This window comes from Fulvitalea axinellae, from assembly GCF_036492835.1.
Classification (GTDB): Bacteria; Bacteroidota; Bacteroidia; order Cytophagales; family Cyclobacteriaceae; genus Fulvitalea; species Fulvitalea axinellae.
The window spans coordinates 1,303,770-1,319,113 of sequence record NZ_AP025314.1 but is presented as its reverse complement, the minus strand read 5'-3'; the positions used below and the strand labels follow the sequence as shown (position 1 = coordinate 1,319,113).

Below are 15,344 nucleotides of genomic sequence, written 5' to 3'. Positions count from 1 at the left end.
TCGGCATTTCATATTTTGAAACCGAAAAACAAATTCTTTTCAACCCTAAAAAATCATCATGATGAAAAAGGTACTAGCCCTCGCGGCCTTCCTTTTTGCCGGAGGTTTGCTTACCCAAGCACAAGACTTGCCACAACCAAGTCCGGCATCAACTGTCAACCAAAAAGTCGGACTTACGGATGTTAAAGTAGAGTATTCTAGACCCGGCGTTAAAGGCCGTAAAATTTTCGGCGATTTGGTACCTTTCGACAAGGTTTGGAGAACAGGAGCCAACGCCTGCACCAAAATCACTTTCAGCACGGACATTACTTTTGCGGGCAAACCCGTTAAATCCGGCACTTACGCCCTGTTCACCGTTCCTGGAAAAAAATCATGGGAAGTGGTGTTGAACACCAACACCAAGCAATGGGGAGCCGGCCAATACGATCCGGCCAAAAACGTAGCCAGCGTAACTGTTGAGGCCACAAAGTCTGATTTCCGCGAATCTTTCACTATCGATATCGCTGATCTGAAAGACGAAAGCGCATCGGTTCAGATCGCTTGGGAAAACACAAGCGTTAAGGTTCCTTTCGAAGTTCCTACACGCAAAATGGCTTTGGCGAACATCAACCGCAAGCTTAAGGAAATTGAGAACCCGGCGAACACTTACTTCGCTTCGGCTCGCTACTACCTAAGCATCGGCGAAAACAAAAAAGGTCTTGACTACGCTATCAAAGGCGCCAAAGACAGCAACCGCTATTGGGTAATCCGCGTACTCGCTGAGGCTTATGCCGCCAACAACGACTACTCAAACGCTATCAAAGAAGCCAAACGCTCTTTGGAACTGGCAAAGAAAGCCGGCAACCAAGACTACGTGAAAATCAACGAGAAAAATATCAAGAAATGGTCAAAAGCCATCTAAGGGAAACCTTAGCGTCTTGCTCACAAAAAAAGGCTCCGATAATTCGGAGCCTTTCGTTTTTTAAGAACCTTGATATTTTTAGGCCACTTGCAATTTCTTGAGTTTTGATTTCTCAAATTTCTCACGGGCAAATTCCCTAGTGATCTCAAACTCTTTGATGTCTTTCTTTGAAGGCAACTCGAACATAATGTCCGTGATAATCGCCTCGCATATAGAACGCAAACCGCGGGCTCCCAATTTATGCTCGTCAGCCTGTTCCACTATATAATCGATAGCTTCCGGCGTAAAAGTCAGATCGACTTTCTCCATCGCAAACAGCTTCTTGTACTGCTTCACCAATGCGTTCTTAGGCGTAGTGAGAATCATCTTCAGCGTATCGACAGACAGCGGATCCAAATGTGTCACTACAGGTAAACGACCAATCAGCTCAGGGATCAAACCGAATGACTTGAGGTCATGGGCCATAACATATTGCAACACGTCGTTCTCGTCTATAGACTCGGCCGATTTATCACCACTCGGAGCAAAACCGAGGGGACGCTGGTTCAGGCGATTGGAAATATGGCGCTTGATACCGTCAAAAGCACCTCCGCAAATAAAGAGGATATTCTCGGTATTCACCTTGATCATCTTCTGGTCAGGGTGCTTTCTGCCTCCTTGTGGCGGCACATTCACAACCGTGCCTTCCAAAAGCTTCAGCAATGCCTGCTGAACACCTTCGCCACTCACGTCCCGCGTGATAGAAGGGTTATCCGACTTACGTGCGATTTTATCAATCTCGTCAATATAAACGATGCCTCTTTCGGCCTCTTCCACATTGTAATCGGCCGCCTGCAAAAGTCTTGTGAGAATACTTTCCACATCCTCACCTACATAACCGGCCTCGGTCAATACCGTGGCATCGGCTATACAAAACGGTACCTGAAGGGTTTTGGCAAGCGTGCGGGCCAGGTACGTCTTACCAGTACCGGTTTCTCCCACCATTATAATGTTGGATTTCTCAATCGTAACGTCGTCTTCTGATGTCCTCTGCGACAAACGCCTGTAGTGGTTATAAACCGCTACCGACAAAAACTTTTTAGCCTCATCCTGTCCGACAACATACTTATCAAGCTCCGCCTTAATGTCCATTGGAGCCTGAAGGTTAAAATCCAAATCGTCGTCGAGCTCTCCTGCATTCAGCTTCAGCTCTTCTTTCAAAATCTGCGAGGCTTGCTCGATGCAATGGTTACAAATATGGGCATTGATACCCGACACCATCAAATCGACATCCTGTTTATATCTACCACAAAATGAGCAGGATACATTGGCCATATAATTCTCCTTTAAGAAAATATTCTGTTTCCAAACGCTTAAAAAACGCTAAGTTCCCGAGTATAGTGCCCGCAAGGGAGTTTTCCTCCCGGAAATTGTCGCAGAATACTCAGAGCCCTAAACGCATAAAGGTAATGATCCACATTCTTCATACCAAATAAAAGAGCCTGAAACGCTAGCAACCGCTAACGTTTCAGGCTCTTCCGTTTCCGAAGCCGAGTTAAACTCAGCCTTTTTTGTGGCGCACGAGCACTTCGTCTATCAGGCCATATTCCTTGGCTTCGTCGGCGCGCATCCAGTAATCCCTGTCCGAGTGTTGCTCTACCTCTTCGTAGCTCTTGCCCGAATGGTCGGCCAAAATTTGCAACAACTCCTTCTTGAGGATCAAAATCTGCTTAGCCGTGATTTCGATATCCGAAGCCTGGCCTTGCGCTCCGCCCAAAGGCTGGTGAATCATAACACGGGAGTGAGGCAAAGAAGAACGCTTTCCTTTCGCTCCGCCCGCCAACAACACCGCCCCCATAGAAGCCGCCAAACCTGTACAGATGGTGGCAACGTCAGGGTTAACGTACTGCATAGTGTCATAAATCCCCAATCCGGCATATACCGATCCGCCAGGGCTGTTCACGTACAGCAAAATATCCTTGGTGGCGTCAGCCGATTCAAGAAAGAGCAACTGTGCCGTGATAACGTTTGCGATGATATCGTCAACTTGGGTTCCCAAAAAGATGATGCGATCCATCATCAGTCGCGAGAACACGTCAATCTCGCGAAAGTTCGTCGGGCGCTCCTCAATAACGGAACGCGTCATGTTTTCCACATGGCCAATATAGCTATCCACTGTGGTGCCGGCCAAGCCTTGGCCTTTTACGGCGAATTTTCTAAACTCTTCCTTGTTGATCATACCGAATTCTTTTGGACAGAAATTAAAAAAAAAGTCCTTCTTGTGAAAGGACTTTTTATATGTAGCGTTTAATTTTTTCTGCGATCAGCCGATTTTTTTCTTATACTCCTCAGCGGTTACTTCTTTAGTCTCCACTGTGACTTTCTCTTTGATCACTTCAAAAACTTTGCCTGTTCTGGCCTGCTGATATGTATCCAAGTAATTTTTTTGACCATTTTCACCTGTCAGGTAATTCTGAACGAAAGCGTCGATGTTCTCGTCCAACTGGTCTGTAGGCATACCGTACATAGCGAATTGGTTACGGATGCTAGCGGCCGCGGCTTCACGGATTTCTTCCTGCTCCACTACCACTTCGTTCTCCTCAGCGATGCGATCCATGATCAACATCCACTTCAACTCGTCAACGTACTTGTCGAATTCGGCGTCAACTTTCTCAGCCTCAAGCTCTTTGTTGTTTGTCAACAACCACTTCTTGAAGAACTCAGGAGAAAATTCGATTTCAGTCTCGCTTACAAGCTTATTGCGGATAGCTCCGTTCAACTCGACAGCGGCACCTTGCTCGTAGTTGCCTTCCAACAATTCCTTAACCTTAGCGCGGAATTCCTCTTCGTTAGAAACGGTATCCGGACCAACAACCTTGTCAAAGAATTCTTGGTTCATTTCAGCGACAGCGTTACTGTTGATGCTGATTACCGTCAATTCAACCTCGCCTTGGATTTCCTTAACCTCTTCCTCGCTTCTGTTGAGGAATTTGGCCAATTTCTCGTTTGAGCGGTAAGCCTTACGGATATCGAAAGTCTTAACTTCGTCTTTCTTAAGGCCTGTGAAGATCGCTTTTCCAGTCTTGGTAGCCAAGTCCTTGATCTCGATCATCACCTTTACAGGCTGCTCTTCGCCTTCGATTTTAAGGTCGCCGAAGATCATGTCCTCTTCGCCAGCTTCCTCAGGAGTAGTGCGCTCGCCGAGTTGCTGCTTGAGGTCCTCGATCGACTGCTCCACGTCCTCGTCAGAAACCTTAACGCTAAGGCCTTCTACCGTAGTTTCGAGGTTCAGTGAGAAATCGCTAACCAAACCAAGCTCGAAAGAGAATTCGAACTCGTTGCCCTCTTTCCACTCATAAGCCGTATCGGTCCCTTTTGGAAGGGGCTCGCCGATGATGCTCAGTTTGTTTTCTTTAATATAATTCTGGACAGCAGGTCCCAACAAGCGGTTGATCTCTTCTACCAAAATAGACTCGCCGTACATCTTTTTGATGATTCCCGCAGGAACTTTCCCCGGACGGAAACCTTTGATGCTGGCTTGCTTGCAGTAATCCTTAACTTTATTGTTAAAGCCCGCCTGATAGTCCTCTGCCGCCAATTTGACTTTTAGGACGGCGTCTGTCGCAGTGCTTTTCTCTAAATTGAACTCCAAAGCTGTATTGTTTTAATTGACGTGAAAGATCTGAGATCCGTAAAACGCTATCAATTGAAAAACCCCCGAGCTCGATAAATTACTTATCGTGATCGAGGGTCTCATCGTGCGGATGGAGGGAGTCGAACCCCCACGCCTTGCGGCGCTAGATCCTAAGTCTAGTGCGTCTACCAATTCCGCCACATCCGCTCGCTCTGTCAAGGCGATGCAAAAGTAGGCAAATTTCGGTTCGCCGCAATGTTCCTCGCCGTTTTTTTTCAAAAAATTTATCCGAGGCTCAATCTCGCCCTTTAGACACCCATGTGATGTCATTCGCTTTTTTTGACATTTTGACATTTTATCGTGATTTTTGTCGCTTGTCCAGCATCTTATTTCTTTATGCGAAACATCGAGGCGCTCAAGCAAATGCTTGGCACAGCCAAAAATATTGTGATCATCCCCCACTATAAACCAGACGCCGACGCGCTCGGTTCATGCCTGGGTTTGGCGGGGATGCTTGGTAAGAAAGGCCATACGGTAAAAGTAATTTCCCCCACCGATTATCCGGACTTCTTGTTCTGGATGAAAGGCCACGACCAAGTACAAGTGTACAAAGAGGAATTCCGTGAGGAAATCCGAGAGTCTATAACCAAGGCTGATATCGTTTTCTGCCTCGACTTTTCCGCCCTGAACAGAATCGGCGCCCTTGGCGAGTTCGTCGCGGAGGCTGAAGGCGTAAAGATTGTCGTAGACCACCACCTGGACCCCGAAGAGTTTGCGGATCATATGATCTGGGACACCAAAGCGGCCGCCACGGCGGAACTTCTCTACCAATTGGCCGCCGAGTTGGGCGATATTGACTTAATCGACCCCGATATAGCGGATTGCCTATATGCCGGCATTATGACGGACACGGGCTCTTTCAAGCACTCGAACACCACCAAAAACACTTTGTTGGTAGCTGCCGAGCTCATTGGCCTTGGCGCCGACAACGCCAAAGTCGGGAGCCTGATCTACGATAACAACTCGCTGGACCGACTGAAACTCACCGGCTTCGCGTTAAGCCAAAAACTGGTAGTGCACCGCGAGCACCGCACGGCGTTCTTCACCCTCAGTTCCAATGAACTAAGGAGATTCAACGCCAAAACGGGCGATACGGAGGGCCTTGTAAACTATGCGCTTTCCATCAAAGACATTGTTTTCTCGGCACTGATTACCGAGCGTGAAGACGGCGTAAAGCTTTCGCTCCGCTCAAAAGGCAAATTCCCCGTAAACGTATTCGCCAAAAACCACTTCAACGGTGGCGGACACCGCAACGCTTCCGGCGGAAGAATAGACATGCCCCTGGCCGAAGCCGTGAAGTATTTCGAGAATCTGTTGCCGAAATACGCCGAAGAACTCAAAAACGCCTGACTAATCGCGATAAATAATGCTCTTCCGCAAGATTTTACGCTAAGGCTCGTTATTTTTACCCTAGCGGAGTCCGACCCCGAGATTCCGAACCAGAAAAGAGATAATATTTAAACGGATAAAACGATGAGACTGAAGAATTTTTTCACACTCGCCGCCGCCAGCGCAATAGCGCTCAGCTTCTCTAGCTGTGGCAAGAAATACGAAAAATCGGCCGACGGTTACGAGTTCCACTACAACACCAAAGGCGACAAGAAATTGGAGTTGCAAGACAAGGTATTGGTAGGTCAGATCCAGATTGTGAACCTGAGCCAAGGCGATACCGTTCTGTTCAGCACTTTGGGAGAGGACCAGTTTCCTTACTACTTCCGTCACGACTCGGCTTCGATGTCTAAAGACTTCATGGGCAGAATGTTGATGACTCTCTCAATGGGAGACAGCGTAGACTTCAAAGTGTCCGCCGACAGCCTTTCCAACCCGCGTCCGCTTCCTCCAAACTGGAACATCAAGCCAGGCGATTTCCTCGGCATGACCGTTTCTATCGACAAGGTATTTGACCAAGAAGAATTCCAGGAATTCGGCAAAGAAAAGCAAGCCGAAGTAATGGAGGCCAGAAAGCGCAAAGCCGAAGCCGACGCTGAAAAGCAAAAAATCGAGGACAACGAGAAAATCGAAAAGTACCTCAAGGAGAATAACATTACAGCCAAGAAAACCGAATCGGGAATTCACTACGTGATCACTGAAGAGGGAACTGGCGAAAATGCTCAAGCCAATGACATGGTTACCGTACACTACGTAGGTAACGTACTCGGCGGCGACTACTTCGACACTAGCCGTGAAGACGTAGCCAAAGAAAAAGAGCTTTACCAAGAAGGACGCGACTACAGCAAGCCGTTCCAATTCCAATTGGGCGTTGGCCAAGTAATCCCGGGATGGGACGAAGGTATCGCTCTTTTGAAAAAAGGTGGAAAAGCTACTCTTTACCTCCCGTCAGGAATGGCTTACGGTCCTCGTGCCGCTGGCGCAAAGATCCCGGCCAACTCTGTTTTGATCTTCGAAGTTGAATTGGTTGACCTCCAGAAACCAGAAACTCTCTAAGGTTTCAGGTGCCAATAAAGGAAATCCGGCTCACTTTGGGGCCGGATTTTTTTTTATACGTACTAAATAGTAATTTTGATTCGTTTTATAGCTGTGCGCAGCTATTAAAAGCGGCTTCGGCTTGGGCGTCCGATCGGACAAACGGGGACGGCACGATTAGGAGTGCCTACAATGGAGAAACGCACCGAGTTTCACGCATCCGTCGTTACTACTAATATGAAGATATTGAAATTTACCGCATTACCTTTTGTGGCCATCGCTTTGGCCTTTTCCGCTTGCCAGGAAAGCACTACTAGCCAGTTCGAAGAGCACCTGACGAACAACGACACCGAGATTCTCCAATATCTCGAGGATAACAATATCAAGAATGACCGTCTGGCCAAAGGTCTCTACATCGAGAAAGTCGTGGAAGTAGACACCGTAGGCATGAGCAGTGACGAAAAAGAAAAAATCACGCTCGAAAACAACGAGAAAATCGGTATTTTTTACAAAATAACGTCATTGTCGGGCACGTTGGCAGGCGAAAACCTAGATGAGAACGGCAACCTACCCACAACCGTCGAAAGAATATCTTCCAGCTCAAGCAACATCGTTCCTACCGCGGTAGCTAGGGCTATCGAGGAAATGAAATTCGTAGGGGACGAAGTAAACATTTACGCTGCCTCTTATTACGGATACAACGATTCTGACTGGACATTGGAAGCCAAAGACGCCGACGACGGAAAAGCTCACAGAGTGGCTCCTGGCCAAACCATATTGGCTAATGTGAAAGTTGAGGCGAGATATTCCGATGACCAACTCGAAGAATTTGAAAAAACCAGCATCGAAAAGTATATCAAGGACGAAAAACTTGATAAATACGATGTGAAGGAGCTTCCTACCGGCGAACGTATTGTTACAATTGAAAAAGGAACAGGCGAACGACCAAAGACTAGCGAGTATGTGGCTATGACTTATGCCGGGACGCTTCTTGACGGCGCTAAATTCGACGCTTCCGCTAAAGAAAACGACGAAGGTGTAGTTGAAGAAAACCCATTCGTATTCATTTTAGGAGCTGGTCAAGTCATCAAAGGCTGGGACGAGTGCATCTCTCAAATGACTGTTGGCGACAGCTCAGTTCTGATTATTCCTTCAAGCCAAGCGTACGGTGGCGCCCGTGACAAAGACGGCAACCAAAACTCACGCATCGGGCCTTACATCTTGCCCGAGATTATGAGAAAAGATTTGATGAACAAAGGCGACATCACCAAACTTCCACCGGACGCAGTACTTGTATTTCATGTCAAGTTCCTCGGAAACCGGGACGATGCATTGAAATATCGAGACTAATAATCGCCAAACAAGAAATTACCAAAAAGGATTTCCATCCCGGAAATCCTTTTTATTTTGCCAAAGCCAAAACGCAAATCCACATACAACGGATATGTACGAGAACAATATAGTCGTGACATGCCACCCCGGCATAGCCCCCGTGCTGGCAGAGGAGCTCAAAAGCTTGGGCTATTCTCCCCTGAACGTAGAGAATAAAAGCGTAGAAGTCGAAGGTGACCTAAAGGACGCCATGCGCCTTAACCTGATGCTCAGGACCGCCAACAGGGTTTTGTTACTTGTCAAAACCCTCCGCGCTCCACATCCCGACTCGCTTTACCAACAGGTGACCGACATAGAGTGGGAAAACATCTTCCACCCGGACGGGTACTTTACGGTAAACTCATTCGTAATCAACGACAACATAAAGGATACGCGCTTCGCCAACCTTAAGGTAAAAGACGGTGTAGCCGACAGGTTTCTGCGAACCAGCGGAAGACGTCCAGACTCCGGGCCGGAAACGCACGGAACGTCTATCTTTTTGCACTGGACAAACGACGAGGCTAAGGTATACATAGACACTTCGGGCGAGACTATCGCCAAGCGCGGATATAGGCTCCAGCCTTATAAGGCGCCAATGTCCGAACCTTTGGCTGCCGCCACTATATTGGCGGGCAAGTGGGACGGCAAGTCCAACTTCGTAAACCCGATGTGCGGTAGCGGAACGTTGGCCATCGAAGCCGCCCTTATCGCTATGAACAAGGCGCCGGGCCTTACCAGATTGCGTTTCGGTTTCCAGTCGCTTAACGATTACAGCCCGCTGGCTTGGAACATGATGCGAAAAGAGGCGCTCAACGCCGTACGCGAACCGGCCAAAGGCCTCCGCATTATAGCCACCGACCATAGCGCTATGGCCCTTGACGCGGCGCAAGACAACGCCGAAAAGGCGGGTGTAGCGGATATTCTCACCTTCCATAAGTGTGATTTCAGGGACACAGTCATTCCTGAAAACGGAGGAGTGGTAATGCTTAACCCCGAATACGGTGAGCGACTCGGCCAGCTTGACGAACTGGAAACAACATACGCGGCCATCGGCGACTTCTTCAAAAAAAGGTGCCAAGGTTATACCGGCTATATCTTCACGGGTAATCTTGATTTGGCTAAACGTATAGGCTTGAAAGCCTCTAGACGTATTCCGTTTATGAACGGCAAAATAGATAGCCGACTTCTGGAATACGAACTCTATAGCGGTAGCAAACGCTAATCGATATCAAGGAAAAGACTTTCATCATAAGCAAAAACAGCACTTCGCCCGAAGTGCTGTTTTTGTTTTGATACGATTCTGCCTGAAACATCAACCTATTGAATTATAGATTCCCCAAATATTCCCGAAAAATCTCTTTGCGCCTTACTTTCTACTCTATACTTCTCATTAATAGTTCAGCTTGAAATTATTGATATCAAGCGTACTTCCTATTCCCCCGTCAAACACATCAGCCCCCGCACTTGAGGCGAAAACTATCACGATATGCGTTGGCGTAGCATCGGCGGGAGCGAAAGTTTGACCTTTTTTGGGCTGGGCGTATGACGGCAACGAAGGGTCTTCGCCGTAGACCAAAGTCATGTCAAGAGTTGTCCAATCAGGTTGGGCCAGATTACTTCTGAACCATGCGGTGGCCACTCGCTGTACTTCGTCTTCCATTCGCTTTTCCAAGAGTACGTAAATGTCGCACTCGTCCACCACGTCTTCGCCAGACTTGCGGTATATTTCGGGCTTGTAGCGGTATTCCACCTCAAACCCTTTGGGCCGGGAACGGAACGGGGTGCCGAATTGGGGCGACGAAGCGGGATCCAATATATTGAGTTTGAAAGTCCCCACAAACAACGACCCGCCCGCTATTGGAGCGATTGGCGGTACGGCACGCACTGTTTCCATCCTAGCGAAAAGGGTTCCGTCGCCAATGTTGAGGGGATAGGTGTTGGCTTCGTCATTATACACTAATACTCCCTCGTTTCCGCTGGCCCACACGGTGGTCTCGGCATTCTCCCCAACGTTCAGAAAGGTCTTCGATCCCGACTGTTGCTCGTACCAAGTGTTCAAGTCGCTGTATGGGATTTGCAGTTGGGCACCGTCTTTTTGGGCGGTTATTGTCCAATCGAATACGAACTCGTCCGTGCCTTGCACTTGCATTGTCACGGGCTTGGAGAAGTTTTTCAGCGTGTCTGGATCGAGATTGATAACCTTGGCCCCTTCGGAGAATTCCAAACGGGTAACGGTAAGGTCGGACAGGTCTATTTGTGGATCATTATTGAGTGTTATGCTGACAAAAAACTCGTTATCGTCGATTAGAGTCGGGCTGGCTTCCCCCTCCACTTCCATTGCCGTAATACGGCCCACATAGTCCGGGCTATATTTTTCTTCTGTACATTGGACCAGCAAAAGGGGAACTAACCAATACGCAAGTCTTTTTCTCATGGCTAGAAATAGTAAAAGATGCCTAAATTAACCCGTAGGATATTGATCTTAAGGTCGATGTTAGTGGTATTAAACTCACCTTTATCCACTCCGTTTTCCTTGGTATTATTGAATTTGGAACGAAGCCCCAATAGTCCTACCGAAGCCTCGAAAGCCACCCCTCGCTTTATAAATGCAACCACTCCGGGGTTCATCCCCACCTCCAACACCGAATATTTGTTATACTTTTGCGTAAGCGTATTCCCCTCTTGTTTAAGCATTTCATCCGCTCCGAAACCTATGGCGATATGAGTCTCGTTAAACAAAGCCCAACGCCGATCATCGCTTAAGGGGATATAATTCCTCATATAAGCGTCGATCATATAGCTACGGCCACGGCCACGCGTCCTAACATAATCGGAGCTGGCATCGTAGTCCGCCCTGGACTTGTTTTCTTCGTACTCTAAGTTCAGGCCCAAGGCCAGGTCACGCTTAAGGAAATATCCGCCCGTAAGCCTTACGTTGAATCCCGTATTTTTGGCCTCGTCTATATCAAGATCAAAAAATTCCACGTCCCTACTGTTTCTTTCACTTAGACCGAAAGTAAATCCAACCAGAAACGTCCCTCTCTCATAGCGAGTCAGCCAGTCTTCCTCCGCCAGTGCATTCTGCGCTTGGCTAGCCGATATGGCGAAAAACCATAACCCCGACACCATGAGAGTCACCAAGTAAACGTTCGTCCGCATATATTTCTCCTTATCATCTCGGCCCCACAACAGTTTCGGGCCTCGCTAAAGACTACCAATAAATTGGCCATTCGGTACTTAAAGGGAACACAAAGTGGAGAACACCGGGCAAAAAATCGGCGAGGAGAAGTGAGTGATAAAGCGACCTAAAATAACAACCAAACTTCGACACGCGTCATTCTCCAAAAGGCAAGCGGGTTCTTTAAGTAGATTTTGGCAGATTATCTTACTGGAAAAATCAAACTACAAGGGACCCAGCGGTACCACACGCTTGAATTGAGAGCAAAGAAGCTAGTATCTGCGTATATTCGGGAAAGGGCAGATGAGCAAGGAACCCAAAGGCAAAATGTAGCTTCATTGGGTCTAGGGAGCCTTGCCATCATTTATCCCGGGCTTTTGGGGCTTCGGGATTTTATTTTTTATAGTATATCTGACCTACAAACACAGTATGTTTGGCTATAAAACACAGTATGTAATGGATAGAAACATAGTATGTAATCTATGAGAACTCAGTATGTAATGGCATTTCATGCCTGACAATAGATTTCCTAACATACTACAAACTCATATTTAAACCAGTTTAAGCCCATTCCTTACACACTGGAAACGACATCGAATTCCTTAAAAAAATAGACTTCGGCACTAGGGAAAGAACCGTTTGTTTTTTTCTTTTTTGGAAAAAAAGAAGCCGCCCCCATAGAAATGAAGGACGGCCCGGGTGTTTGGCAAGCAAGTAACCGCTTTACTTCGGTGTGGCGGTAAAGGCTTGGAAGACGTCCTGGACGTTTCCGTTGGTTACTGTCAGACTTGCCGGGGTGAAATTGTAGGTGTCGGATACTGGCGTGATGGTCACCGTCTCGCTTTCTTTCATAGGAAATGAGAAGTCGGCGGAAGTCTTGGCCGTTACGGTTTCGTCGGAATATTGGCACTGCCAAGTCCAAGTGATAACCGATCCGTTGTTTTTCATCAAGAGGTCGCCGTCCGAATCCAGTATTTGTCCCTTAAGCATCCCCTTTTCGTTCAGGGCCTCTATTACGTCATAGTAATGGCCATTGTGTACGCTCGGATAGTCAACGGTAAGGCACCAAGGCTTTTTGCCGTTTAGTTTCCACACGTCATCGGCGAACGGAGCCAGCCTTGAAGGGTTGTTCAAGTATTTGGCGGCGTCCTTGTCGCCATAACCGAACAGGGATGTGATGCTGTAATAGTTAAAGGCGAAAAATCTCTTGTCGGACGGTGAGGCCTGCGGGGTGTGGTCTTCCTTGTCCGTTTCGCCACTGCCGTGCTTATGCCGGTCAAGTGATTCGCCATATTGCGAGCCGTCTATCTGACGGGTAAACACCACCCTTTTGCCAGAAGCCACCACCTCGGCCTTGGTCGGATAAGGGTTTTGGGGATCGCGCACAAAGACATGTTTGTCCAATCCCGCCTTGCGAATCTCCTTGTCAAGCTTGCTTGCGGATACGGTCGTCTCAAGTTTCAGGAAAACGATCTCGTCCGGATTATCCTCCACAAAGTCCGTAACTTCCCTCAGCACGTAATGGGCAAGGCGACTGCCGTTGATGCCGTTGGAGATTTTGCCGTGATAAACGGACACGTTCTTCTTGAACCACGACCTTCTCTCGTGAATATCGACCTCCACGGCCCTAATACCACGGGCGAATTGCGTAGGCATACCTTGCGACACGTTGCCGTTGTCGAATACGCCACTGTCGTCATTGTAGGAGTTGTGCGTACAGGGAAAGGAGATTTCGTTGATCTTCCGGTCGGAGCGGTCAACCATTTGCAATGGCGAAGCGGTAACCGAAAGTTCCGCTTGCGCCAAACCCGGCGTCGGAATCTGGGACTTTTGCGCGGAAGGCCCCGCGTCAAACTCTTGGGCGCAGGAAGCCAACAACACTCCGGCGCACAGCGATGCGATAAAAGTTCTCATAAAAGAATATTGTGTTTAGTTGTTCCGCCTGAAAAACCCGCCCCAAAGGCTGGAAAGGGCACCTTGCCCTAAAGAATTTCCGACCGAAAGCGCCCGAAGCCCTACCACCACGAAAGGCATTCGAAACGTTCTTACCCACAACAAAAAATCACGGGCCGGGACAAGTCCACCAAACGGATGACATAAGTTAGGCATTTTATATTAACTGTCCGTGTTCGGGAATTTAAGAAAACAACAACACGGAAATACCGCTTGGCGGAAAGCCTTTACCGATTGTTTTTCAATCGATTAATCCTTATCTTATTTATCGGAACGCCTACACATTCCCGACACGTGCGCCAACGTCGGAGAAAGCTTTGCCCACCAAACTCGTCCCCATTATTATAAACACCGTTCAGCTTCGTCTTTTTTACGCACCAATATCTTTTTCAAATCATGAAACACACTATCCAAGTCTTATGGACTCTAAGCGTTTGTTGCGCCACGTTTTTCACTTTCGGCATTCAGCCTGTTTATTCGCAACACAAAAAGGCCATACAGCCATGGAAAGAAAATCCGAGCTTTTGGCAATACAAAGGCAAACCCGTCATGTTGCTAGGCGCCAGCGATGATGACAACCTGTTCCAATGGCCCAAAGACCGCTTGATTCCTCACCTTGACTCAATGGTAGCCATAGGCGCCAACTATGCGCGCAACACCATGAGCGACCGTAACGACAAAGGCTTCGAGATCCACGCCTTCGGCAAATTGGATAACGGCAAATACGATCTCGAAACTTGGAACCCCGAATACTGGAAACGATTCGAGTTTTTCCTTAAAGAAACCGCAAAAAGGGACATCATAGTCCAGATAGAAATATGGGACAGGTTCGACCATTTCGGCAAGTATTGGAAAAAAAGCCCCTACCGCCCCGGCAACAACGTCAACTATTCGGCCCAACAATCGGGACTTTCATCCGACTACCCGCAACATCCGGCGGCTAACAAACAGCCGTTTTTCTTCACAACACCAAGACAAAGGAATAACAAGACTCTGCTGGCCTACCAGAAAAGGTTTGTAGCAAAGATGCTTTCCCACACCCTACGGTACCGTCACGTACTTTATTGCATAGACAATGAAACGAGCGGTGAAGAGCAATGGGGCGCTTTTTGGGCGGAGTACGTCGGGAATGCCTCCCGAAAAAGAAACAAAAAGGTTTATATCACAGAGATGTGGGACGACTGGCGCCTGACGGCTCCCCGACATCTTAGAACTTTCGATCGCCCAGACCGCTATTCCTTCTGCGATGTCTCGCAAAACAACCAAATCAAAGGCCAGGAGCACTGGGACAACTTCCGTTGGACAAAAAAACGCATCGCCAACAAGCCCAGGCCACTAAATACAGTCAAAACTTACGGTGCCCAAAACGGTCGGCACGGTAGCGAGCAAGACGGTTTGGAACGCTGGTGGAGGCATATTATCGGCGGTGTGGCTTCGGCCAGATTCCACAGACCCAGCTCAGGCCTAGGGCTGTCGGCGCTGTCCGCCACTTCGATCAAAATAGCCCGAAAAATAGAACAGCAAACCAAATATTGGAACCTGACTCCCGATAATACCATTCTTAAAAATCGGCAAAACAACGAAGCCTACCATACTTCTGACACAACCAGCACTCATATCATCTATTTTCCAGACGGCGGCGATATCACTTTACCTCTAAAACGCAGTGCTAATCACTATACCATAGAATGGATTAACGTAAAAACAGGGAAAAGCCTAAAGAAAACAGAAACATCCGCTTCCAGCCTGTTGGACCTTCAGACGCCCGCAACGGGAAATTGGATAGTGATAGTGACTTTACCAGAAAAGAAAAATATTTGATTTTGTTCACGCAACCCGTGCCA

12 protein-coding genes and 1 tRNA gene are annotated in these 15,344 nt (G+C 47.9%); 6 read left to right on the top strand and 7 right to left on the bottom strand.

From position 1 onward, the window contains the following. The first annotated feature begins 58 nt into the window (after positions 1-58). Complete coding sequence (locus tag AABK39_RS05330) at positions 59-901, top strand: DUF2911 domain-containing protein (protein ID WP_338393880.1); 843 nt, start codon at positions 59-61, stop codon at positions 899-901. A gap of 78 nt (positions 902-979) precedes the next feature. Here AABK39_RS05330 and clpX read toward each other — a convergent pair whose 3' ends face one another. The 4 genes from clpX to AABK39_RS05310 form a co-directional block, all read right to left on the bottom strand. Further along, entirely contained in the window at positions 980-2,215 is a 1,236-nt protein-coding gene (clpX, locus tag AABK39_RS05325; RefSeq protein ID WP_338393879.1) for an ATP-dependent Clp protease ATP-binding subunit ClpX, read from the bottom strand. Positions 2,216-2,441: 226 nt separating this feature from the next. Next, positions 2,442-3,119: a ClpP family protease gene (locus AABK39_RS05320; RefSeq protein ID WP_338393878.1), complete on the bottom strand. Its 678-nt coding sequence runs from the start codon at positions 3,117-3,119 to the stop codon at positions 2,442-2,444. Between the two features lie 84 nt (positions 3,120-3,203). Continuing rightward, positions 3,204-4,532, bottom strand: a complete 1,329-nt coding sequence (locus AABK39_RS05315; protein ID WP_338393877.1) for a trigger factor — start codon at positions 4,530-4,532, stop codon at positions 3,204-3,206. Between the two features lie 107 nt (positions 4,533-4,639). Beyond that, positions 4,640-4,721, bottom strand: a tRNA-Leu gene (locus tag AABK39_RS05310). A gap of 189 nt (positions 4,722-4,910) precedes the next feature. On the opposite strand from AABK39_RS05310, the gene AABK39_RS05305 reads away from it, so the two are divergent. The 4 genes from AABK39_RS05305 to AABK39_RS05290 all read left to right on the top strand — a co-directional run bounded on the left by AABK39_RS05305 (position 4,911) and on the right by AABK39_RS05290 (position 9,591). Next, positions 4,911-5,924, top strand: coding sequence for a DHH family phosphoesterase (locus tag AABK39_RS05305; RefSeq protein ID WP_338393876.1), 1,014 nt, complete (start codon positions 4,911-4,913; stop codon positions 5,922-5,924). Positions 5,925-6,047: 123 nt separating this feature from the next. After that, a complete protein-coding gene (locus tag AABK39_RS05300) occupies positions 6,048-7,019 on the top strand; it encodes an FKBP-type peptidyl-prolyl cis-trans isomerase (protein ID WP_338393875.1) in 972 nt (323 codons plus the stop codon). A 216-nt stretch (positions 7,020-7,235) separates the two neighbouring features. Further along, the gene (locus tag AABK39_RS05295) at positions 7,236-8,348 is read left to right on the top strand and encodes an FKBP-type peptidyl-prolyl cis-trans isomerase (RefSeq protein WP_338393874.1); all 1,113 of its coding nucleotides are present in this window, start codon (positions 7,236-7,238) and stop codon (positions 8,346-8,348) included. 94 nt (positions 8,349-8,442) lie between these two features. Continuing rightward, positions 8,443-9,591 (top strand): THUMP domain-containing class I SAM-dependent RNA methyltransferase, encoded by a 1,149-nt coding sequence (locus tag AABK39_RS05290; protein ID WP_338393873.1) that lies wholly within the window; start codon positions 8,443-8,445, stop codon positions 9,589-9,591. Between the two features lie 168 nt (positions 9,592-9,759). On the opposite strand, the gene AABK39_RS05285 is transcribed toward AABK39_RS05290, so the two are convergent. The 3 genes from AABK39_RS05285 to AABK39_RS05275 form a co-directional block, all read right to left on the bottom strand. Then, positions 9,760-10,803, bottom strand: a complete 1,044-nt coding sequence (locus AABK39_RS05285; protein ID WP_338393872.1) for a PCMD domain-containing protein — start codon at positions 10,801-10,803, stop codon at positions 9,760-9,762. A gap of 2 nt (positions 10,804-10,805) precedes the next feature. After that, complete coding sequence (locus AABK39_RS05280; RefSeq protein WP_338393871.1) at positions 10,806-11,528, bottom strand: nitrogenase component 1 family protein; 723 nt, start codon at positions 11,526-11,528, stop codon at positions 10,806-10,808. A gap of 742 nt (positions 11,529-12,270) precedes the next feature. Further along, a complete protein-coding gene (locus tag AABK39_RS05275; RefSeq protein ID WP_338393870.1) occupies positions 12,271-13,461 on the bottom strand; it encodes a PI-PLC domain-containing protein in 1,191 nt (396 codons plus the stop codon). 435 nt (positions 13,462-13,896) lie between these two features. Here AABK39_RS05275 and AABK39_RS05270 point away from each other — a divergent pair, with 435 nt between their 5' ends. Beyond that, positions 13,897-15,321 (top strand): DUF6298 domain-containing protein, encoded by a 1,425-nt coding sequence (locus AABK39_RS05270; RefSeq protein WP_338393869.1) that lies wholly within the window; start codon positions 13,897-13,899, stop codon positions 15,319-15,321. Positions 15,322-15,344 lie beyond the last annotated feature (23 nt).

Coding starts and splice junctions, on each gene's coding strand:
- AABK39_RS05330 (WP_338393880.1), top strand. CDS start 59: ATGATGAAAAAGGTACTAGCCCTCGCGGCCTTCCTTTTTGCCGGAGGT.
- clpX (WP_338393879.1), bottom strand. CDS start 2,215: ATGGCCAATGTATCCTGCTCATTTTGTGGTAGATATAAACAGGATGTC.
- AABK39_RS05320 (WP_338393878.1), bottom strand. CDS start 3,119: ATGATCAACAAGGAAGAGTTTAGAAAATTCGCCGTAAAAGGCCAAGGC.
- AABK39_RS05305 (WP_338393876.1), top strand. CDS start 4,911: ATGCGAAACATCGAGGCGCTCAAGCAAATGCTTGGCACAGCCAAAAAT.
- AABK39_RS05300 (WP_338393875.1), top strand. CDS start 6,048: ATGAGACTGAAGAATTTTTTCACACTCGCCGCCGCCAGCGCAATAGCG.
- AABK39_RS05295 (WP_338393874.1), top strand. CDS start 7,236: ATGAAGATATTGAAATTTACCGCATTACCTTTTGTGGCCATCGCTTTG.
- AABK39_RS05290 (WP_338393873.1), top strand. CDS start 8,443: ATGTACGAGAACAATATAGTCGTGACATGCCACCCCGGCATAGCCCCC.
- AABK39_RS05285 (WP_338393872.1), bottom strand. CDS start 10,803: ATGAGAAAAAGACTTGCGTATTGGTTAGTTCCCCTTTTGCTGGTCCAA.
- AABK39_RS05280 (WP_338393871.1), bottom strand. CDS start 11,528: ATGCGGACGAACGTTTACTTGGTGACTCTCATGGTGTCGGGGTTATGG.
- AABK39_RS05275 (WP_338393870.1), bottom strand. CDS start 13,461: ATGAGAACTTTTATCGCATCGCTGTGCGCCGGAGTGTTGTTGGCTTCC.
- AABK39_RS05270 (WP_338393869.1), top strand. CDS start 13,897: ATGAAACACACTATCCAAGTCTTATGGACTCTAAGCGTTTGTTGCGCC.